This is a genomic window from Streptomyces sp. SM10 (assembly GCF_002910915.1).
Lineage (GTDB): Bacteria > Actinomycetota > Actinomycetes > Streptomycetales > Streptomycetaceae > Streptomyces.
Genome location: NZ_NEUF01000159.1, coordinates 19,069 through 38,988, shown reverse-complemented (window position 1 = coordinate 38,988; position 19,920 = coordinate 19,069). Strand labels below are relative to the sequence as shown.

19 protein-coding genes are annotated in these 19,920 nt (G+C 71.2%); 10 read left to right on the top strand and 9 right to left on the bottom strand.

All coding sequences use genetic code 11. From position 1 onward, the window contains the following. Positions 1 to 29 precede the first annotated feature (29 nt). On the top strand, positions 30 to 809 hold the full coding sequence (locus B9S57_RS25350) for a hypothetical protein (RefSeq protein WP_103759536.1): 780 nt from the start codon (positions 30 to 32) through the stop codon (positions 807 to 809). Here B9S57_RS25350 and B9S57_RS25345 read toward each other — a convergent pair. Beyond that, a complete protein-coding gene (locus B9S57_RS25345) occupies positions 781 to 1,170 on the bottom strand; it encodes a DUF192 domain-containing protein (RefSeq protein ID WP_103759535.1) in 390 nt (129 codons plus the stop codon). The two genes, B9S57_RS25350 and B9S57_RS25345, sit on opposite strands and share 29 nt — an antisense overlap. A 105-nt stretch (positions 1,171 to 1,275) precedes the next feature. Here B9S57_RS25345 and B9S57_RS25340 point away from each other — a divergent pair, with 105 nt between their 5' ends. The 3 genes from B9S57_RS25340 to B9S57_RS25330 all read left to right on the top strand — a co-directional run bounded on the left by B9S57_RS25340 (position 1,276) and on the right by B9S57_RS25330 (position 3,516). Further along, on the top strand, positions 1,276 to 2,067 hold the full coding sequence (locus B9S57_RS25340; protein WP_103759534.1) for an A24 family peptidase: 792 nt from the start codon (positions 1,276 to 1,278) through the stop codon (positions 2,065 to 2,067). 71 nt (positions 2,068 to 2,138) lie between these two features. Further along, positions 2,139 to 2,957 (top strand): class I SAM-dependent methyltransferase, encoded by an 819-nt coding sequence (locus tag B9S57_RS25335; protein ID WP_103759533.1) that lies wholly within the window; start codon positions 2,139 to 2,141, stop codon positions 2,955 to 2,957. Between the two features lie 103 nt (positions 2,958 to 3,060). After that, positions 3,061 to 3,516 carry a hypothetical protein gene (locus B9S57_RS25330; RefSeq protein WP_103759532.1) on the top strand — a complete coding sequence of 152 codons (456 nt, stop codon included), beginning with the start codon at positions 3,061 to 3,063 and terminating at the stop codon, positions 3,514 to 3,516. Positions 3,517 to 3,935: 419 nt separating this feature from the next. Here the strand turns inward: B9S57_RS25330 and mgrA are convergent, their stop codons facing one another. After that, positions 3,936 to 4,973: an L-glyceraldehyde 3-phosphate reductase gene (gene mgrA, locus B9S57_RS25325; RefSeq protein WP_103759531.1), complete on the bottom strand. Its 1,038-nt coding sequence runs from the start codon at positions 4,971 to 4,973 to the stop codon at positions 3,936 to 3,938. Positions 4,974 to 5,174: 201 nt separating this feature from the next. On the opposite strand from mgrA, the gene B9S57_RS25320 reads away from it, so the two are divergent. From B9S57_RS25320 to B9S57_RS25305, 4 genes are all read left to right on the top strand, one after another. After that, positions 5,175 to 5,936: an isoprenyl transferase gene (locus B9S57_RS25320; protein ID WP_103759530.1), complete on the top strand. Its 762-nt coding sequence runs from the start codon at positions 5,175 to 5,177 to the stop codon at positions 5,934 to 5,936. Between the two features lie 336 nt (positions 5,937 to 6,272). After that, positions 6,273 to 7,595 (top strand): PhoH family protein, encoded by a 1,323-nt coding sequence (locus B9S57_RS25315; protein ID WP_103759529.1) that lies wholly within the window; start codon positions 6,273 to 6,275, stop codon positions 7,593 to 7,595. Between the two features lie 390 nt (positions 7,596 to 7,985). Next, positions 7,986 to 8,693, top strand: a complete 708-nt coding sequence (locus B9S57_RS25310; RefSeq protein ID WP_103759528.1) for a lytic transglycosylase domain-containing protein — start codon at positions 7,986 to 7,988, stop codon at positions 8,691 to 8,693. 129 nt (positions 8,694 to 8,822) lie between these two features. Continuing rightward, positions 8,823 to 10,238, top strand: coding sequence for an AI-2E family transporter (locus B9S57_RS25305; protein ID WP_103759527.1), 1,416 nt, complete (start codon positions 8,823 to 8,825; stop codon positions 10,236 to 10,238). Between the two features lie 93 nt (positions 10,239 to 10,331). Here B9S57_RS25305 and B9S57_RS25300 read toward each other — a convergent pair whose 3' ends face one another. After that, positions 10,332 to 10,865: an alkyl hydroperoxide reductase gene (locus B9S57_RS25300; protein WP_103759526.1), complete on the bottom strand. Its 534-nt coding sequence runs from the start codon at positions 10,863 to 10,865 to the stop codon at positions 10,332 to 10,334. 11 nt (positions 10,866 to 10,876) lie between these two features. Beyond that, positions 10,877 to 11,431 (bottom strand): peroxiredoxin, encoded by a 555-nt coding sequence (locus tag B9S57_RS25295; protein WP_103759525.1) that lies wholly within the window; start codon positions 11,429 to 11,431, stop codon positions 10,877 to 10,879. A 131-nt stretch (positions 11,432 to 11,562) separates the two neighbouring features. Between B9S57_RS25295 and B9S57_RS25290 the strand changes: the two genes are divergently transcribed. Continuing rightward, positions 11,563 to 12,522: a hydrogen peroxide-inducible genes activator gene (locus B9S57_RS25290; RefSeq protein ID WP_103759524.1), complete on the top strand. Its 960-nt coding sequence runs from the start codon at positions 11,563 to 11,565 to the stop codon at positions 12,520 to 12,522. A 30-nt stretch (positions 12,523 to 12,552) separates the two neighbouring features. Here B9S57_RS25290 and B9S57_RS25285 read toward each other — a convergent pair whose 3' ends face one another. From B9S57_RS25285 to B9S57_RS25265, 5 genes are all read right to left on the bottom strand, one after another. Beyond that, positions 12,553 to 14,889, bottom strand: coding sequence for an ABC transporter permease (locus B9S57_RS25285; RefSeq protein WP_103759523.1), 2,337 nt, complete (start codon positions 14,887 to 14,889; stop codon positions 12,553 to 12,555). Then, the gene (locus B9S57_RS25280; protein WP_103759522.1) at positions 14,886 to 15,572 is read right to left on the bottom strand and encodes an ABC transporter ATP-binding protein; all 687 of its coding nucleotides are present in this window, start codon (positions 15,570 to 15,572) and stop codon (positions 14,886 to 14,888) included. Before B9S57_RS25280 ends, B9S57_RS25285 begins: the two co-directional genes overlap by 4 nt. Continuing rightward, on the bottom strand, positions 15,572 to 16,096 hold the full coding sequence (locus tag B9S57_RS25275) for a PadR family transcriptional regulator (protein ID WP_103759521.1): 525 nt from the start codon (positions 16,094 to 16,096) through the stop codon (positions 15,572 to 15,574). The genes B9S57_RS25280 and B9S57_RS25275 overlap by 1 nt, the downstream gene beginning before the upstream one ends. 116 nt (positions 16,097 to 16,212) lie before the next feature. Further along, complete coding sequence (locus tag B9S57_RS25270) at positions 16,213 to 16,491, bottom strand: hypothetical protein (protein ID WP_103759520.1); 279 nt, start codon at positions 16,489 to 16,491, stop codon at positions 16,213 to 16,215. Further along, positions 16,488 to 17,459 (bottom strand): SPFH domain-containing protein, encoded by a 972-nt coding sequence (locus B9S57_RS25265; protein ID WP_103759519.1) that lies wholly within the window; start codon positions 17,457 to 17,459, stop codon positions 16,488 to 16,490. The genes B9S57_RS25270 and B9S57_RS25265 overlap by 4 nt, the downstream gene beginning before the upstream one ends. A 222-nt stretch (positions 17,460 to 17,681) precedes the next feature. Between B9S57_RS25265 and B9S57_RS25260 the strand changes: the two genes are divergently transcribed. Next, entirely contained in the window at positions 17,682 to 19,889 is a 2,208-nt protein-coding gene (locus B9S57_RS25260) for a transglycosylase domain-containing protein (RefSeq protein WP_103759518.1), read from the top strand. Positions 19,890 to 19,920: the final 31 nt, after the last annotated feature.

Here is a 19,920-nt window from a genome sequence, read left to right as displayed (position 1 = left end):
CGGAGCGCGTCGGTCGGGAGCGGTGAGCGATGAGGGTACGGACCACGGTCGTGGCGGCGAGCGCGCTCGTCCTCTGCCTGGCGGCCGCGGGCTGCGGCCCGGACGGCGCCGACGACGGCGCGGGTGACAAGGGCGGCAAGGGGCCCGGCAAGGCCGCCACCTCGCAGGCACCGTCCGCCGACTCCGCCGCCACGCCCGAGGCCGCCGCCTCTCCCGCCCCCACCAGCGACGGCAGGACCCTCACCGAGGCCGAACTCGCGAAGGTGGCCCTCACCACGGGCGAGGTGCCCGGCTACGAGATCGCGCCCCTGGAGGGCACCGACGAGCGCGGCACCGAGAAGGCGGAGGACGAGGCCTGCCGGCCGATCGCCGCGATCATCAACGGCTCGCCCGAACCCGCCCCGGCCGCCATCGTCTTCCGTACGGCCATGGACACGGCGGAGGAGGGCGAGGACGACCGGACCGTCGTCACCGAGATCCTCACCTCGCACCCGAAGGGCGGCGCCGAGGAGCTGCTGCGCTCGGTCCGGGAAGCCGTACGGGCCTGCGCCGACGGGTTCCGGACGACGAGCGAGGACGGCCCGTCCACCTACACCGGGGTGAAGACGCTGCCCGCGCCCGGGGCGGGCCAGGAGTCGTTCGCCTACCAGGTGACGGGCAGCCTGGAGGGCGTCAGGGTGCCGCTCGTCTTCCACCTCGTACGGACCGGGTCGACGGTCGTCACCTTCTACGCGGCCAACTTCCTGACGGAGACGGCACCGGAGGTCCCGGACGCCCTCGTCACCGCACAGGCGGCGAAACTTCCGTAGCGGGCACGGAGACCCGCACCCGCGTCCCGGGCCTCAGGCCCCAGCGCTCCATCGCCCCGGCCTCCGCCTCGACCACGTGGCGGGCGCGGAGCCTGGGCATCCCGAGGCGTCCGGGTCTCATCGTGCGGACCGCCAGCACGTGGAACCTCCGGTCCAGGTAGGCCACGTCGATGGGGAAGCGCATCCGGAAGGTGTGCACACTCCCGCAGGGGGTGATCAGCAGCGCGCCCTCGACGCCGTCCACGCCGAGCAGCCCACGGGCCCTCGCCCGGTAGGAGGCGGCTATGCGCAGCGGCACCTCCCGCACCTCGGCGTCCGCCCCGACCGTCAGTGTCCCGCCGCCGTCACGCCATGTCCCCATGGGGACCGACCGTAGACCCCCGGCCCGCCGCGTGGGTCCGGAACGGCCCACAGTGGGCCCCAGGGCCCAAGACCCCGCAGGGCGGGCCCGATTAGGGTCGCGTCCGTGGACGCCACACTCATTGCGGTCGCCGCGCTCTGGGGCGCCGCCGCCGGACTGCTGCTCCCGCGCGCCGCGTACCGCTTCTCCGTCGAGCCCGAGGAGCCGTGGCGGGACGCGTGCCCGGCCGGGCACGCGTTCACCGGGCCCGCCCGGGGCTGGCTCGGACCGGCCAGGTGCGCGGCGTGCGCCGTGGCCGTCCCCTCGCTCCAGGGAGGCGCGGCGCCGAGGGACCCGTCGCCGGCCGGGCGCAGGCGCTACGCGCCCGCCTGCGTCGCCCCCGTGGTCACCGTGCTCGCCTGCGTGGCCCTGGCCGCCACCACCGGCACCCGGCCCGAGGCCGCCGTCTGGCTGCTGCTGGCTCCCGTCGCCGTGCTCCTCGCCGTCATCGACCGCCGTGTCCACCGGCTCCCCGACACGCTGACCCTGCCGCTGGCCGTCGCCGCCGCCGTGCTCCTGGGCGGTGCGGCCCTGCTGCCCGAGCACGGCGGGTCCTGGACCTCCGCCCTGCTCGGCGGGGCGGCGCTCGGCGCCTTCTACTTCCTGCTCTTCCTGATCAACCCCGGTGGCATGGGTTTCGGTGACGTGAAGCTCGCCGTCGCGCTGGGCGTGGCGCTCGGCTGGTACGGCTGGGGGGTGCTCTGCGCGGGCGGCTTCGCCGGATTCCTGTTCGGCGCGCTCTACGGGGCGGGACTGATGCTGTTGCGGCGCGCCGGGCGCAGGACGGGCATCCCGTTCGGCCCGTTCATGATCGCGGGAGCGCTGGTCGGCCTGCTGTTCGGGGGCCTCGCCGCGTGAGCCTCACCCCACGCACGGACGTGCGGAATATCCGGTCGCGCCGGGGCGCGGCAGGCTGCGACCCTTTCCGTATGACCGGATCCTCCGCACCTTCCGTCCCCTCCGCCTCCGACGCGCGCTTCGACGCGCTCGTCGAGGAGGCCGGCGCGGTCTCCGTCGAGGGCTGGGACTTCTCCTGGCTCGACGGCAGGGCCACCGAACAGCGCCCGTCGTGGGGGTACGCGCGCGCCATGGCGGGGCGGCTGGCGGAGGCCCGGGCCGCGCTGGACATCCAGACCGGGGGAGGGGAGGTGCTCGCCTCCGCCCCCGTGCTGGCACCGCTCACCGTGGCCACCGAGTCGTGGCCGCCGAACGTCGCCCGTGCCACCGCGCTGCTGCATCCCCGCGGCGCCGCCGTCGTCGCGGACCCCGACGAACCGCCGCTGCCCTTCGCGGACGGCGCCTTCGACCTGGTCGTCAGCCGCCATCCGGTGACGACCTGGTGGGAGGAGATCGCCCGGGTGCTGGCCCCCGGAGGTACGTACTTCTCCCAGCAGGTGGGGCGGGAGAGCGTGTTCGAGCTCGTCGAGTACTTCCTCGGTCCGCGGTCCGCCGCGGAGCGCGGTGCCCGGGATCCGCGGCAGGCGGCGGACGACGCGGAGGCCGCCGGGCTGGAGGTGGCCGACCTGCGCGCCGAGCGGCTCCGCATCGAGTTCCTCGACATCGGCGCCGTCGTCTACTTCCTCCGCAAGGTCATCTGGATGGTGCCCGGATTCACTGTCGGCGCCTACCTGCCGCAACTGCGCTCGCTCCACCGGAAGATGGAGGAGGAGGGGCCGTTCGTCGCGCACAGCGCCCGCTTCCTGATCGAGGCGTGCAAGCCGGGGGAGACGTCAACGAGCCCCCGCTGAGCGCGACTTCACGGACCGTGCATGCAACGGCATCACCCGCCCCTCCGTCCTACCCACGAGTAGTGCGACCCTGGTGGTTGAGCGCACAACGAAGGAGCAGGTCATGTCGGTGGGAAGGGAATTGCCGGGCGAGGAGATGAGCCCTCCGTCCGGCCGGCCGCGCCACGGGAGGGCCGACTGGCTCACGGGTGCGCGGATCGCCGCCGTACAGGGCCTGTTCTACCGGCCCGAGGGCCGCGCGGGGGAGCCCGAAGCCGTCGAATTCGTGCTGGAGGGCGGGCAGTCGGTCCTGCTGACCTGTGCGTCCGACCGCACGCTCAGTATCAGCTCCGGCGCCTGGCCCTGCCTCCCCGACTGGTGCGTACCCGCCGGTCAGTGGCAGTTCGAACAGCTCGACCGGCTGCCGCCGCCCCCGTACGGCGGCGCCTGGACGGTCACCGGCACACAGGAGCGGCGCGACGGCCACGGCGAGGTGCGCGAGGCGGTGATCCGCTGCGAGAACGGCGACTTCGTGGTCCACGGCGGCGACACGGTGGCGATCCGCTTCGTCGCTGGCTGAGCCCGCCACGCCGCCCTCCCGCCCCTCTGAGCCCGCCGCGTCGTCGCCCGCCCGCCACGCCGTCCCCCGTCGCGCCGCCCCCCGCCACGCCGTCCCCCGTCACGCCGTCCCCCGTCACCTTCCCCACCGTCGTGCGCCGAACGCAGGACCCGTACAGGACGGAAACCGTCCTCCACGGCACCCCGCGGGCGTTCCCTCAGCGCAGCCCGCCGAATTCGGAGAGTGATTATTCGGTGGCGTGGCACGCAGCATCACTTACGAAGGGTTATGGTGGAAACCCCCCCTCGGGCCGGTCCGTAACCCCCCCCACGGACCGGCCCGTTTTTTGTGCCCGGACCGTGGGCCCCCTGTGCGGCCCGTGTGGGGACCGGTGGCGGCCCTCCGGCCGCGGAGGGGGATCCCGGCCGCCCGGCGACGGATCAGCCCCGGTTCGCCCAGATGTTGGTGCTCGCGGTGTCCACGGCGAAGGTGTCGATCTCCTTCAGCTCGGCGCCGGTCAGCGCCGGTGCCGCGAGAGCGGCCACGTTCTCCTCCAGCTGCTTCACACTCGACGCGCCGATCAGGGCCGAGGTCATCCGGCTGTCCCGCAGGACCCAGTTCAGCGCCAGCTGTGCCAGCGACTGGCCGCGCCCCTGGGCGATGTCGTTCAGCCCGCGCAGCCGGCGCACCATCTCCTCCGACAGCAGCCCCGGGTCCAGGGACTTGCCCTGGCTCGCGCGCGACCCCTCGGGGATGCCCGTCAGGTACTTGCCGGTGAGCAGCCCCTGGGCGAGCGGTGCGAAGGAGATGCAGCCCATGCCCGCCGCCTCCAGGGTGTCGAGCAGCCCGTCGGACTCCACCCAGCGGTTGACCATCGAGTAGGACGGCTGGTGGATCAGGGCGGGCACACCCATCTCCCGCAGGATCCTGGCCGCCTCCGCGGTCTGCTCCGCGTTGTAGGAGGACACCCCCGCGTACAGCGCCTTGCCCTGCCCCACGGCGGAGGCGAGCGCCCCCATCGTCTCCTCCAGCGGGGTGGACGGGTCGAAACGGTGCGAGTAGAAGATGTCGACGTGGTCGAGCCCCATCCGCTCCAGCGACGCGTCGAGCGAGGAGAGCAGGTACTTGCGGGAGCCCCACTCGCCGTACGGGCCGGGGTGCATCAGATAGCCGGCCTTGGTGGAGATGACGAGCTCGTCCCGGTACGGCGCGAAGTCCTGGCGGAAGAGCTTGCCGAAGTTCAGCTCGGCGGAGCCGGGCGGCGGGCCGTAGTTGTTGGCCAGGTCGAAGTGGGTCACGCCGAGATCGAAGGCACGGCGCAGGATCGCGCGCTGGGACCCCAGGGCGCGGTCGTCGCCGAAGTTGTGCCAGAGGCCGAGCGAGACGGCAGGGAGCTTGAGCCCGCTGCGGCCGGTGCGGCGGTACTCCATGGAGTCGTAGCGTGCGGTATCGGCGAGGTAGGAGAGTGAATCAGTCACGTTTCACTCCTTATCACGGAGTTGTGACAGGCCGGGTTGGGCCCCCGTGACCCGTCCGCAGTAATGTGGCCGCTTCGGGACATGCCGATCCGCGGCGCGAGAGCGCGGACCGCACGGCGATCCCCCGGGGGGCGGCCCCGGACCCCCGGTGAGGGGGAGGGCGGGCCTCGGGCCCGCTACGGAACCGAGAGGGTGAACTCAGTGAACTTGCGCGACCTGGTGTACGGGCTCTACGCACGCCGGGTGGAAGGCCGCCTGGATCACGACCAGGTGCCCAAGCACATCGGAGTCATCCTCGACGGGAACCGCCGGTGGGCGAAGGCGTCCGGCGGTTCGGCCGTGCAGGGGCACCAGGCCGGGGCCGACAAGATCTCCGAGCTGCTCGGCTGGTGCAGCGAGACCGATGTCGAGGTCGTCACCCTCTGGCTGCTGTCCACGGACAATTTCGACCGGCCCGAGGCGGAGCTCATCCCGCTGCTCGGCATCATCGAGAACACCGTCCGCCAGCTGGCCTCCGACGGGCGCTGGCGGGTCCACCACGTCGGCACCCTCGACCTCCTGCCCGCACGGACCCAGACGGTCCTCAAGGAGGCGCAGGAGGCCACGGCGGGCGTCGACGGGATAATCGTCAACGTCGCCGTCGGCTACGGAGGCCGCCAGGAGATCGCGGACGCGGTGCGCTCCCTCCTCCTGGAGCACTCCGCCAAGGGCACGACCTTCGAGGAGCTCGCCGAGGTCGTCTCCACCGACCTGATCTCCGAGCACCTCTACACCCGCGGACAGCCCGACCCGGACCTGGTGATCCGCACGAGCGGGGAGCAGCGGCTGTCGGGCTTCATGCTCTGGCAGAGCGCGCATTCGGAGTACTACTTCTGCGAAGTTTTCTGGCCCGCCTTCCGCAAGGTCGACTTCCTCCGCGCCCTGCGTGATTACGCGGCGCGGCACCGGCGCTACGGGGCCTGAGGGCGCACGGCGCGGGGGCGGGAGACGGGACAGCACGGAACCCGCCCCGGCGCACCTCGTCGCAGGCGGGGGCATGGCTTCGCGTGTTCGAGGGAATACAGCTCTCAGGTCGATGTCCGGTCAGCAACCAGGCGGACGTCGCAGCCAAGTGAGCGGCACCCAGCCCGCTCGCCCGGGAGGCCCTTTGCACACGAAGGACCGCACACCGTGCGGCCGACGCGGAGGGCCGGCGTTCGGCCCGCGCACAGGGTCCGAACCCGGTCCGTCCTCTCCCTTGGGGAAGTTCCGCGACCTGCGTCGCACTCCCCGACCTCGTCCGAGGGGGTACGTCCTTCCGTGGTGACCAGCACTAAGCGCCGCATGCCCGACAGGCGCACCTATGTTCTCGACACCAGCGTCCTGCTGGCCGACCCCAACGCCATGGCCCGCTTCGACGAGCACGAAGTCGTGCTGCCGGTCGTCGTGGTCACGGAGCTGGAGGCCAAAAGGCACCACCCCGAGCTCGGATACTTCGCCCGGCAGGCCCTGCGCCTGCTGGACGACTTCCGCGTCCGCTACGGCCGGCTGGACGCCCCGATCCCCCTCGGGGACCTGGGCGGGTCGCTCCGTGTCGAACTCAACCATTCCGACCCCGGCGTCCTGCCCGCCGGCTACCGGTTGGGGGACAACGACTCACGGATCCTCGCGGTCGCACGCAATCTGCAGGCCGAGGGGTACGACGTCACCGTCGTCTCCAAGGACCTGCCGCTCCGGATCAAGGCGTCCTCGGTCGGACTCCTCGCCGAGGAGTACCGCGCCGAACTGGCCATCACCGACTCCGGCTGGACCGGGATGTCGGAGCTGACCGTCGCCGCCGAACAGGTCGACCTCCTGTTCGGTGAGGAGACCCTCTACATCCCCGAGGCCGCCGAGCACCCCGTCCACACGGGACTGGTCCTCCAGTCCGAGCGCGGCAAGGCGCTCGGCAGGGTCACGGCCGAGGGCAATGTCCGTCTCGTACGCGGCGACCGGGAGGCCTTCGGGATCCACGGCCGCAGCGCCGAGCAGCGCATCGCGCTCGATCTGCTCCTCGACCCGGACGTCGGCATCGTGTCCATGGGCGGCCGGGCGGGCACCGGCAAGTCGGCCCTGGCGCTCTGCGCGGGCCTGGAGGCCGTGCTGGAGCGCCGGCAGCACAAGAAGGTGATGGTCTTCCGCCCGCTGTACGCGGTCGGCGGGCAGGAGCTCGGCTATCTCCCCGGCAGCGAGGCCGAGAAGATGAGCCCCTGGGCGCAGGCCGTCTTCGACACGCTGTCGGCGGTCGCCGGGCGCGAGGTCATCGAAGAGGTGCTGGGGCGCGGGATGCTGGAGATCCTGCCGCTCACCCACATCCGGGGCCGCTCGCTCCACGACGCCTTCGTCATCGTGGACGAGGCGCAGTCCCTCGAGCGGAACGTCCTGCTGACCGTGTTGTCCCGGATCGGGGCGAATTCGCGGGTGGTGCTCACCCACGACGTGGCGCAGCGGGACAACCTCAGGGTCGGCAGGTACGACGGAGTCGTCGCCGTGGTCGAGAAGCTGAAGGGGCATCCGCTCTTCGCGCACGTCACGCTCACCCGCTCCGAGCGCTCGCCGATCGCCGCGCTCGTGACCGAAATGCTGGAGGACGGCCACATCTGACCAGGAACACCCCATAGATGCCGCCCGGTGAGCCAAGGAGCTTAGCCGGGCGGCATTGTGCTGCGCCGTCATTTCCGAAAAAGTTGTGCGCCAAACGGGATGTGACCTTTCACACGCAACACAGAATTGCAACGCACCGTGTCCTTCCGGCAGAGTCTTGCTTCCGTCAGGCCCCGCATACGGCACTTGGGCACCTCCAGAGGCGCCACGCACCACACAACTCAACAACCGCCGTCCGTATGCCGCCCGCGAGCACCACGTGGCACTTCCGTCAGGAAGCTGCCCACCGGGCCCGAGTCTCCCGTGACCCAAGCAGTAGGGAGGCCAGTGTTCAGGGGCACGATTGCGCCCGCGAGGTCACCTAAGCGGGCGATGCTGGAAGGACACCGTGTGAGCCGGATCTCGGTCCGGGGGTTCGCCGTGGCATCTGCCACCGCGGTCACCACCGTAGGCGCCGTCGTGGGCGTTGCGTCGGGCAGCACTCCCGCTGTCGACGACAACAACTTCGAGGCGGCCGCAGCCGACACCACGCTGCTCGCAGACATCCCCGCGGGCCAGCAGGCCCAGGTGCAGACCGCTTCGCTGACGCAGCAGGCCGACGCCCAGGCGTCCGCGGCCGACGCGGCGGCGAAGAAGTCCGCCGAGGAGACGGCCCGCATCCAGGCCGCCAAGGACGCCAAGTCGAAGAAGCAGGCGGCCGAGGACAAGCTGGAGGCGGAGCGCGAGGCCAAGGAGAAGGAGGCCGAGCGCGCGAGCCGTTCCTCCGTCCGTGACGCGACCTCGTTCTCGGCGAAGGGCTCCTACAGCGTCGCCGAGGTCCAGGCGATGGCCCGTCAGATGATGCCGGCCGACCAGTTCCAGTGCTTCAGCAACATCGTGGAGCGCGAGTCGGGCTGGAACTACCGGGCGTCCAACCCGTCCTCCGGGGCCTACGGCATCATGCAGGCGCTGCCGGGCTCCAAGATGGCGTCGGCGGGCGCGGACTGGCAGACCAACCCGGCCACCCAGATCAAGTGGGGCCTCAGCTACATGAACAGCGACCGCTACGGCAGCCCGTGTGCGGCGTGGTCGTTCTGGCAGGCCAACCACTGGTACTAGACCTCGCGAGGTCCCCCGCTCAACTCCGAGATGCCCCGCACCGTCTTCACGGTGCGGGGCATCTCGCGTGTACGGTCGTCCGGACAGCTCCGGGGGCGTGTGCGGAGCGTATGGGGGAAGGGAAATTCCATGTCGAAACTTCCGGGGTGGCTCGGCCGGCTGGGCGCCGAACTCACCGAGATCGGGGCGCGCCTGGAAGAACGCCGCGCCGAGGACGAGCGTCGCGCCGAGGCCGACGCCACGAGCGTGTCCTCGTCGACGCTCTCCACCGTCGCCGCCGAGCAGGTCCCGCGCCCGCCCGACTACGCCCCCTCCGTCGCCGCCAAGCCCGAACCCGTGGCGGCGATCCCCTGGGGGATGCGCGTCGCGGCCGAGGCGGGCTGGCGGCTGCTGGTCCTGGCCGGCACGCTCTGGGTGCTGATGCGGATCATCAGCGCCGTGCAGCTGGTCGTCCTCGCGTTCGTCGCCGCGCTGCTGGTGACGGCGATGCTCCAGCCCACCGTCGTACGGCTGCGGCGGCTCGGGCTCCCGCGCGGGCTGGCCACCGCGGTCACGGCGGTGCTCGGCTTCGTGGTCATGGGCCTGGTCGGGTGGTTCGTCGTCTGGCAGGTCATGGACAATCTGGACACCCTCTCGGACCGCGTCCGTGACGGCATCGACGAGCTGAAGCGCTGGCTCCTGGACAGTCCGTTCCATGTCACCGAGTCGCAGATCAACGACATCGCGAAGAACCTCAGCGACACCATCGGCACCAACACCGAGGAGATCACCTCCGCCGGGCTCCAGGGCGTCACGGTGATGGTGGAGTTCCTCACCGGGCTGCTGCTGGCGATGTTCTCCACGCTCTTCCTGCTCCACGACGGCAAGCGCATCTGGCACTGGGTGCTGAAGCTCGTGCCCTCCCAGGCGAGGCCCGGCGTCGCGGGCGCCGGACCGCGCGCCTGGCGGACGCTGACCGCCTATGTGCGGGGCACGGTGATCGTGGCCCTGATCGACGCGATCTTCATCGGGCTCGGGATCTACTTCCTCGATGTGCCGATGGCCGTCCCGCTCGCCGTCTTCATCTTCCTCTTCGCCTTCATCCCGCTGGTCGGCGCCGTGGTCTCCGGAGCGCTCGCCGTGGTCGTCTCGCTCGTCACCCAGGGCGTGTTCACCGCCCTGATGGTGCTGATCGTGGTCCTCGCCGTGCAGCAGATCGAGGGCCACATCCTGCAGCCCTTCATCCTCGGCCGCGCCGTACGCGTCCACCCGCTGGCCGTCGTGCTCTCGGTCGCGGCGGGCGGCATGGTGGCGGGCATCGGCGGTGCGGTCGTCGCCGTACCGCTGGTCGCCGTGACCAACACCGTGGTCGGCTACCTGCGCTCGTACACACCGGACGCGGCCGCGCTGCAGGGGCCCGGACCACACGGCGCCACCGCGATCTCGTTCGCCCCGACGGAACCGCCCGTCCCCGCGGCCGCGGCCGCGGACGGCCCCGGTCACGCCGTCACGGACGAGGACGACCGCCCCGAGGGGGCCGGCCCGCCGGACGACCGGAAGCGGTAGCGGGCGGCCAGGAGAACGGCGCGCACGGAAGAAGGGCCCCGTCGACGGTCGGTCGTCGACGGGGCCCTTCCCGTACAAAGGTACTGTGCGTTGCTACTCGGCGAGCACGGCCTCGGCATCGAGGGTCACGCCGACCGCCTGGATCACCGAAGCGATCTTGACGGCTTCCTGGATGGTCTCACGGTCCACGCCGGCCTTGCGGAGCACCTGCTCGTGCGAGTCCAGGCACTGGCCGCAGCCGTTGATGGCGGAGACGGCGAGCGACCACAGCTCGAAGTCGACCTTCTCGACGCCCGGCTTGCCGATGACGTTCATCCGCAGGCCCGCACGGAGGTTGCCGTACTCGGGGTCCGACAGCAGGTGCCGGGTGCGGTAGAAGACGTTGTTCATCGCCATGATCGCCGCGGCCGACTTCGCCGCGGTGTACGCCTCGGCGGAGAGGGCGGCCCTGGCCTCCGGCTCCAGCTCGCGCAGCACCTTCGGCGAGCGCGAGGCGATCGCGCAGGCCAGGACGGTGCCCCACAGCTGCTGCTGGGGGAGCTCGCTGTTGCCGATGACCGAACCGAGGTTCAGCTTCAGGTCCTTGGCGAAGTCAGGTATGGCGGACTTCAGTTCATCGAGTGCCATGTCGTATCAGCTCACTCGCCCGAGAGGAGCGCGACCGGGTCGAGGGTGTTCTCGCCCTTGGTCCAGTTGCAGGGGCAGAGCTCGTCGGTCTGCAGGGCGTCGAGGACCCGCAGGACCTCCTTGGGGTTACGGCCCACGGAACCGGCGGTGACCATCGTGAACTGGATCTCGTTGTTCTGGTCGACGATGAAGACGGCGCGCTGGGCGAAGCCGTCCTCGCCCTCGATGCCGAGGTCACGCATGAGCTCGTGCTTCGAGTCGGCCAGCATCGGGAAGGGCAGGTCGGTCAGGTCCGGGTGGTCCTTGCGCCAGGCGTGGTGCACGAACTCGGAGTCACCGGAGAAGCCGAGGACCTGCGCGTCACGGTCGGCGAACTCCTCGTTCAGCTTGCCGAAGGCGGCGATCTCGGTGGGGCACACGAAGGTGAAGTCCTTCGGCCACGCGAAGACGATCTTCCACTGACCTTCGTAGGTCTTGTGGTTGATCTGCTCGAACTCCTTGCCGCTCTCCAGCGACACGCAAGCGGTCAGGTCGAACTCGGGGAACTTGTCACCGACAGTGAGCACGCGCACTCCTTGCTGCGTAGGAAATCCCCTTTTGAGGGCTTCCTGGGGGTTGGACGGCTCTCACCTTGGCACAGAGTGCATTGATCACGGAAATAGCTACACTCGGTTGGGATGATCGGAGGTGCCTATCAGTGGCGTATGCAAATCAGGCCAATAGGGTCAAGCAGCCCAGCCTCTCGCAGCTGCGCGCCTTCACGGCCGTGGCGGAACATCTGCACTTCCGGGACGCGGCGGCAGCGATCGGGATGAGTCAGCCGGCGCTCTCCGGAGCCGTGTCCGCGCTGGAGGTGGCACTCGGTGTCCAGCTCATCGAGCGTACGACGCGCAAGGTGCTGCTCTCGCCCGCGGGTGAGCGCCTCGCCGTGCGCAGCCGGGCCGTGCTGGCGGCGCTGGGTGAGCTGATGGAGGAGGCCGAGGCGGTGCGCGCCCCGTTCACCGGCACACTCCGGCTCGGGGTGATCCCCACGGTCGCGCCCTATCTGCTGCCGGCCGTGCTCCGGCTCGTCCACGAGCGCTACCCGGACCTCGACCTCCAGGTCCACGAGGAGCAGACCTCCTCGCTGCTGGACGGACTCGCCGCCGGCCGGCTGGATCTCCTGCTGCTCGCCGTGCCGCTCGGGGTGCCGGGCGTCACGGAGCTGCCGCTCTTCGACGAGGACTTCGTGCTCGTCATGGAGGAGGAGCACCCGCTCGCGGGGAGCACCGACCTGCCCCGCGGGACCCTGCGCGACCTGCCGCTCCTGCTGCTCGACGAGGGCCACTGCCTGCGCGACCAGGCGCTGGACATCTGCCGGGAGGCGGGCCGTACCCAGGGGGCGCCCGTGACGACGACCGCTGCCGGGCTCTCCACCCTGGTGCAGCTCGTCGCGGGCGGGCTCGGGGTGACCCTGCTGCCCCGTACGGCGGTGACGGTGGAGACCGGGCGCAACGAGGCGCTGTCCACCGGGTACTTCGCGGACCCCGCACCCTCGCGGCGGGTGGCGCTGGCCGTACGGACGGGCTCGGCGCGGCAGGAGGAGTTCGAGGAGCTCGCCGGCGCTCTGCGCGGTGCGCTGGGGACTCTGCCGGTGCGGGTGCACCCGCAGGGGTGAGCGCCGACGCGTTCACCCCTGCGTGGATCCTCACTCCGTCCGCAGGCCGTCCGGGCGCATCATGCGCCACAGCAGGGGCAGCGAGAGGAGGGTCACGGCGACGACGAGGGCTCCGCCCGCGCCCGCCAGTGGCAGGAACACCCACCACCGGGTGACCGTCTTGGCCAGCATCCAGGTCATGGTGGCGCCGAGCGCGACACCGCCCGCCACCGCGACCAGGAGGCTGATGACCACCGGGAGTGCGGTCTGCCAGAGCACCGACCAGCCGAGGGTCACGCGCCGGGTACCGAAGGCGACCAAGACGGACAGCAGCCGCCTGCGCTCCCTGAGCTGCTCCAGCTGGGACACCAGCATGGACGCGGCGATCAGCAGCAGGGTCACCAGCGCGCCGAAGCGCAGCCCGGTCTGGACACTGGCGTACTGGCGGTCGCGTGTCATCGACGTCAGGGCGGAGACCCGCATGCCCGGGTCGATCCTGGCGGCGGTGTTCCGCACGTACTCGGCGACGTCCTCGACGCCGTCGTCGACCTTGATCTGCGCGATGGTCCGGGCGTTCGGCAGCGTGCGCGGGTCGACGGCACCGACCGTCGCCATGATGCCCCAGTGCTCCTCGCCGAGCGGGTCGGGTGCGGCGGTGACCGTCCGGGCGTCCGCGGGCAGGGTCCAGAGCAGCCGCTTCCCGCCCGGCGGCAGCGGGGCGCCGGAGCCGAGTTCGACCGGCTTGCCCTTGCGTGCCGTCTCGTCGACCCAGTCGCTCATGTCCTTGTCGGCCCTGGGGTGGACGACGAAGACGTCGCCGTCCGCGCAGGAGTCGATCTCCGCCAGCTCCTTCAGGGTCGCGCAGTCGCCGACGCTGAGCGAGGTGGTCGGGGTGACCTCGTCCTCCTTGTACGTCCCGGGCTTCGTCACGTAGGTCTCGACCGTGCCGATGACGGCCTCGACGCCCTTCGTGGCCCGGAACTCCTCGATGGTCCGGGTGGCGGCGTCCCCGGTGACCTTCTCCGAGAAGGTGTGGAACTGGGCGCGTGAGGGGTCCTGTCCCGTGATGTGCGTGAACTCGTCGCCCATCGCCGCGAACAGCATCTGCAGGGCCACGGCGCCCGCCACCGCGACGGCGATCCCGCTGACCGCTCGGGAGGCCGCGCCGCTGTTCAGCTGGAGCCGGCGGACGGCGAGCTGCCAGGACAGCGGGCCCCGGCGCAGGGGGCGAACGCACGCCTCGACCAGCCACGGCATCAGCAGGGCGAGCCCGAGGAGGACCAGGACGGCACCGGCCGCGATGGGGTACGGGTCGACGAAGTCGCCCTCGCCCACCCTGCCGGTCACTCCCAGGACGGCCAGCCCCAGGGCCGGCACCAGCAGACGCCACCAGAGGCGGCGCCTTCGGCGGCCCGCGTCGCGTACGACGCCCAGCGGCTCGACGATCACCGCGCGCATGGCCACGAGCGTGACCAGGACGGCGCAGAGCGGCACCGCGACGGCGATCAGGACCGCCATCCACGGCTCGGGTGTCAGGTCGGACGGGAAGACGCTGTGGTTCCACACCTCGACGTAGCCGCTGAACCTGCGGCCCACAAGGAAGAAGGCCACCCCCGCGAGCAGCCCGAGCACCGAGCCGAACAGGGCTTCGCCCGCCGCGATCCTGCGGGTCGAGCGGATGTCCGTACCGACCAGGCGGAGGGCGGCGAGCCGGCGGTCGCGGCGGTCGCCGCCGAACCGTACGGCGGTGGCGATGAAGATGGCGACGGGTGCCAGCAGCACGACGCAGACCAGGATGACCAGGACGACGAGGGCGGGCGGGAGCGGCTCGTCCTTGACCCTGTCCCCGTAACCGGCGACCCGATGGCCGCCGGCGGCCGGGGTCAGGGTGTCGCTGCCGGCGTAGAAGTACAGCTCCCCGGGGGAGAGCAGGCCCGCCTCGCCGATCGTCGCGGTGATCCGGTACGGGAAGCGCTCCCGCAGGAGGCTGCCCTCGGGCGAGGCCAGCAGCTCTTTCAGCGCCGGGGAGGCCGTCATCTCGCCGGGGCCGGGGAGCGCCCGGACGCCGGGCGGGGTCACCGGGTGCGCGCCCTCAGGACGCATCAGGAAGCCGCCGACGACCTGGCCCCTGTACTCGGTCTCCGCGTTGATCCGCAGCACGGTGGTGTCGGACCTCGCGGCCTTGCCCTCGTAGGAAGCCGCGCTCTCCTCGCGGGCGACGTCGCGATGGGCGCGCTCCGCCAGCAGATGGGGGACGGAGGAGGCGATCAGCAGGAGCGCCACGCCGAGGCCCACCCCGACGGCGGTGAGCGCGGTCCGCGCCCAGCCCTCGCGGCCGCCCACCGCGGCGAAGCGTATGCCGAGGCCGAGATCGCGCAACCAGGTCATACGGCGTACTCCAGATCACGGCAGCGGCCGTCGCGGACGACGACCTCGCGGTCCGAGTACGCGGCCACACGCGCCTCGTGCGTCACGAGCACGACGGCCGTGCCGGCCGTCCGGGCGGACTCGGTCAGGAGTTCCATGACCCGCTCGCCGTTGAGGGAGTCGAGCGCACCGGTCGGCTCGTCGGCGAAGACGACCTTGGGGGAGGCGACCAGGGCGCGGGCGACGGCGACGCGCTGGCCCTGGCCGCCGGAGACCTCGCCGGGCCGCTGGGCGGCCACGTCCTCGACCTCCAGGCGCTCCATCCACTCCAGGGCGGTGCGTTCGGCCGCCCTGCGCCGGACCCCGTCGAGACGGAGCGGCAGGGCGACGTTCTCGACGCAGGTCAGCTCGGGGACGAGCTGGCCGAACTGGAAGACGAAGCCGAAATCGCTGCGGCGCAGCGCGCTGCGCCCGGCGTCGGACATCGCGGACAGCTCGCGGCCGGCGTAGGTGACGGTGCCGGAGTCGGGGGTGACGATCCCGGCGAGACAGTGCAGCAGGGTCGATTTTCCGGATCCGGACGGGCCCATGACGGCGACGACCTCGCCCGGGTGCACGGAGAACGAGGCGCCGTCGAGTGCGGGCGTCGAGCCGTAGGCCTTGTTCAGGTCCTGGGCCGTGAGGAGGGAGCCTGCGGGGGTCATCACGGGGCGATCACCTCGGCGAGCCGGCCGAGCCGTGCGGCGGTCAGTTCCAGCCAGCGGAGGTCCGCTTCGAGGTGGAAGAGGGCGTGGTCGCAGATCAGCTGGTCGGCGAGGTCGCCCTTGCGCTTGCGGTCCGTGAGGATGCGCATCAGACGCAGGTGCTCGGAGCGCTGGGCGTCTAGGAGGTCGGCGGCGTCGCGGCCCGTGAGCAGGGCGAGGACGACCTTCGTGTAGAGGGTCGACTGGAGGTAGGGCTCGGGCTTCTCGGGCTGGGCGAGCCAGGTGGCGACGTCGGTGATGCCGGCGTCCGTGATGGCGTACCGCTTGCGCTCGGGCCCGCCGTCCGTCTCGACCCCGTCGACCTCGACGAGGCCGTTCTTCAGGAGGCGGGACATGGTCGCGTAGACCTGGCCGTAGTGCAGGGGGCGATCGTGCCCGAACTTCTCGTCGAAGGCCCGCTTGAGGTCGTAGCCGTGGCGGGGCCCGGACTCCAGGAGCCCGAGGAGGGTGTGACCGATTGACATGCGCCGCACTCTACACGGGGTGTATACCTCGCATGTATACGCCCCCGGGGCCGGGCCCGGGCCTGTTGCCGCAGGTCCGGGCCCGGACCTGCGGCCGGCCCGTCAGGGCGCTCCGGTCAGTCCGTGGGCCCGGGAGGATCGGGCCGCCCGGCCCCCGGGGCCTTCGGGGGTCGCCCCCGGCGGGGGATCGGCCCCGCTCCGCCCGGCAGCCGGCCGGCCTCACCGAGCGCGCGCCGCAGCAGGAACTCGATCTGCGCGTTCGCGCTGCGCAGCTCGTCCGAGGCCCACCGGGCCAGCGCGTCGTGCACCGCCGGGTCCAGCCGCAGCAGCATCTGCTTGCGGGCGGGGCCGCGCCGGGCCGGCCCGCCGGGAGGGGGTGCCGCGTCGTCGGTCACTGGTAGAGCGTGCCCGTGTTCAGGACCGGCTGCGCCGACCGGTCGCCGCACAGCACCACCATCAGGTTGCTGACCATGGCGGCCTTGCGTTCGGAGTCGAGCTCGACGATGTCCTGCTCCGCGATCCGGGTCAGCGCCATCTCGACCATGCCCACGGCGCCCTCCACGATCTGCTGGCGGGCCGCGACGACCGCCCCCGCCTGCTGCCGCTGGAGCATCGCCGAGGCGATCTCGGGGGCGTACGCGAGGTGGCTGAAGCGGGACTCGATGATCAGGACGCCGGCGGCCTGCACCCGTGCCGTGAGCTCGACCGCGAGCTTCTCGGTGATCTCCTCGGCGTTGCCCCGCAGGGAGAGCCCGCCTTCGTCGTGCGAGTCGTACGGGTACTCGATGGCGATGTGCCGGACGGCCGCCTCGGTCTGGGTGGCGACGAACTCCAGGAAGTCGTCCACCTCGAAGAGGGCCTGGGCGGTGTCCTCGACCTTCCAGACGACGATCGCCGCGAGCTCGATGGGGTTGCCGTAGGCGTCGTTGACCTTCAGGACGGCCGTCTCGTGGTTGCGGACCCGGGTGGAGATCTTGCGGCTGGAGGTCAGCGGGTTGATCCAGCGCAGGCCGTCCGCGCGGATCGTCCCGACGTAGCGGCCGAAGAGCTGGATGACCCGGGCCTCGCCCGGAGCGACCATCTTCACACCGCTCATGCAGAAGAAGGAGGTGAGGGTGAGGAGCAGCCCGAGGATGAGGAGCGGGACGCCGGCGGCCTTGCTCCCGTCGGAGCTCAGAATGCCGCCGACGATGGCCAGGGCGACGCCGAGGAGCACTCCCAGGACGGTCAGCAGGAGCCCCAGCCCGCCGGGGATGGAGTGGGCGGTCGTCTCCCTGACCTGCGGAGCGGGCATCTCGGGCGCGTCCGGTGTGAGGTCGGCGCGCGGTCCGTCGGTGCCGGGAAGGTCGTGCGGTGCGGACATGGTTCCCCCGTCTCGTGCGGCTCGGTGCCGCGCTAGCAATGTGATTTCACATTAACGTGTTTCGCAACCTTGTGCATCCCTCGCGAGTCGGTTCCTTCAGGGCCGGGTGCTGATTCTCACGTCCGGAAAAGACCGGATCGCCCGCCATTTGTCCCGGCTTTCAGTGTTAGCTGGCAGGTCTGACCGGAGCGGTACGAGCAGGAGAACAGGAGCACCACAGCGATGGGTCGAGCGGATGAGCGCCGGGCCGCCAGGGGTGGCGGCATACGCCGGCTCTTCACCTGGCGCAAGATTCTGGGCACCTTCTTCGGGCTGTGCCTGCTCGTGATGGGCGCCTTCGCCGCGCTCTACGTGTACGTGGACGTGCCGGAGGCCAACGCCCAGGCCCAGAAGCAGAGCAACGTCTACAAGTACAGCGACGGCAGTGTGCTCGCCCGCACCGGCTCCGGGGTCAACCGGGAGATCGTCGACCTGGACGTCGTGCCCAAGAAGGTCCAGCACGCCTTCGTCGCGGCCGAGAACAAGTCCTTCTACCGGGACCAGGGCATCGACCTCAAGGGCACCACGCGCGGTGTGCTCAACACGCTCTCCGGCAAGGGCAAGCAGGGTGGTTCCACGATCACCCAGCAGTACGTGAAGAACTACTACCTCACCCAGGACCAGACGGTCACCCGCAAGCTCAAGGAGCTGGTGATATCGCTCAAGGTCGACCAGCGCATGGAGAAGGACGACATCCTGGCGGGGTACATCAACACCGTCTACTACGGGCGCGGCGCGAGCGGCATCCAGGCGGCGGCGCAGGCGTACTACGGCGTCGACGCCAAGGACCTCGACACCGCCCAGGGTGCCTACCTGGCCTCCCTGCTCCAGGCTCCCAGCCAGTACGACTGGGCGCAGGCCTCCCCGACCGGCAAGAAGCTCGTCAAGGAGCGCTGGGCCTACACGCTGGACAACATGGTCGACGAGGGCTGGCTGGACAAGGGCGAGCGGGACAAGCTGACCTTCCCGGTGCCGGACTCGCCGAAGGCGGCCTCCGGGCTCGACGGGCAGGCCGGCTATCTCGTCGAGGCCGCCAACCAGGAGATGAAGCGCCAGGGCATCACCGAGGAGCAGCGTGAGGCCGGCGGCTGGACGATCACGCTCAACATCGACAAGAAGAAGCAGAAGCAGCTCGAGAAGTCGGTGAACCGGCAGCTGGAGGACCACCTCGACCGGGAGAAGAACAAGGTCGACGCCACGGTCCAGGCGGGTGCCACCTCGGTGGACCCGAAGACCGGCAAGGTCGTCGCGCTGTACGGCGGTGTCGGTGCCACCGAGCACTACATCTCCAACGCCACCCGCCGCGACTACCAGCCCGCCTCCACCTTCAAGCCGCTGGTGCTGGCCTCCGCCCTCGAGAACGAGTCGACGACCCAGGACGGGGACCTGATCGGCCTGAACACGGTCTACGACGGCACCAGCAGGCGCCCGGTCGTCGGCAGCGACACCCCGTTCGCCCCGCAGAACGAGGACGACCGCAGCTACGACAACCCGACCGTCCAGACGGCGATGGACAAGTCGATCAACTCCGCATTCGCGCAGATGGTCGTCGACGTGGGGCCGGGCGCCGTGAAGAAGACGGCGCTCGACCTGGGCGTGCCGGACGAGAACTTCCCCGAGCGCCCCGCGATCACGCTCGGCACCATGAACGCCTCCACGTGGGACATGGCCGGGGTCTACGCCACCCTCGACAACCACGGCAAGAAGGTCACCCCGACCATCGTCAAGTCCGCCGAGCACCGCGACCGCACGATGGAGCCCGTCGACGGCATCGGCGGCCAGGTGATCAGCAGGGCCTCCGCCGACACCGTGACGAAGGCGATGACCGGTGTCGTCGACTCCGGCTCGGGTTACGAGGCCAACACCTCCGCCTACGACGCGGCGGGCAAGACGGGCACCTCGGAGAACAACAAGGCGGCCCTCTTCACCGGCTACACCCCGGAGCTCGCCACCGCGGTGGCCCTGTACGGCGAGTCGCCCAAGGAGGGCGGCGGCCAGGTCAGCCTCACCGGCACGGCCAGCTCCGGCCGGGCCAACGGCGGCGGGTTCCCCGCGAAGATCTGGGCGGACTACACCCTCGGCGCGCTCGGCGGCGGCTCGGACGCCACCTTCGACCTCCAGGGCGTGGAGCGCGGCGAGACGGCCGTGACCGAGACCCCCTCGGCCACCCCCTCCGAGACCGAGGAACCGTCCGAGACGCCGTCCGAGGAGCCCGAGAAGCCCTCCGAGTCGCCGAGCGAGTCGCCCGGCGAGGAGTCGCCGCCGGTGGAGACGCCGAGCGAGACGCCCTCGACGACGCCGAGCGGGACGCCCAGCACGACCAAGGACCCCGACGACGGTGACCAGCCGCCGGGCGAGCGGCCTGGCGCAGGGGACCTGTTCGGTCAGTAGCGACGCGTGAGGGGCGGGTGCCGGCCGGCAC

Bases quoted from the DNA above. Each gene is read 5' to 3' on its own strand.
- B9S57_RS25330 (WP_103759532.1), top strand. From the start codon at position 3,061: ATGTCGGTGGGAAGGGAATTGCCGGGCGAGGAGATGAGCCCTCCGTCC.
- B9S57_RS25350 (WP_103759536.1), top strand. From the start codon at position 30: ATGAGGGTACGGACCACGGTCGTGGCGGCGAGCGCGCTCGTCCTCTGC.
- B9S57_RS25260 (WP_103759518.1), top strand. From the start codon at position 17,682: ATGGGTCGAGCGGATGAGCGCCGGGCCGCCAGGGGTGGCGGCATACGC.
- B9S57_RS25300 (WP_103759526.1), bottom strand. From the start codon at position 10,865: ATGGCACTCGATGAACTGAAGTCCGCCATACCTGACTTCGCCAAGGAC.
- B9S57_RS25275 (WP_103759521.1), bottom strand. From the start codon at position 16,096: ATGTCAATCGGTCACACCCTCCTCGGGCTCCTGGAGTCCGGGCCCCGC.
- B9S57_RS25335 (WP_103759533.1), top strand. From the start codon at position 2,139: ATGACCGGATCCTCCGCACCTTCCGTCCCCTCCGCCTCCGACGCGCGC.
- B9S57_RS25345 (WP_103759535.1), bottom strand. From the start codon at position 1,170: ATGGGGACATGGCGTGACGGCGGCGGGACACTGACGGTCGGGGCGGAC.
- B9S57_RS25280 (WP_103759522.1), bottom strand. From the start codon at position 15,572: ATGACCCCCGCAGGCTCCCTCCTCACGGCCCAGGACCTGAACAAGGCC.
- B9S57_RS25285 (WP_103759523.1), bottom strand. From the start codon at position 14,889: ATGACCTGGTTGCGCGATCTCGGCCTCGGCATACGCTTCGCCGCGGTG.
- B9S57_RS25305 (WP_103759527.1), top strand. From the start codon at position 8,823: ATGTCGAAACTTCCGGGGTGGCTCGGCCGGCTGGGCGCCGAACTCACC.
- B9S57_RS25265 (WP_103759519.1), bottom strand. From the start codon at position 17,459: ATGTCCGCACCGCACGACCTTCCCGGCACCGACGGACCGCGCGCCGAC.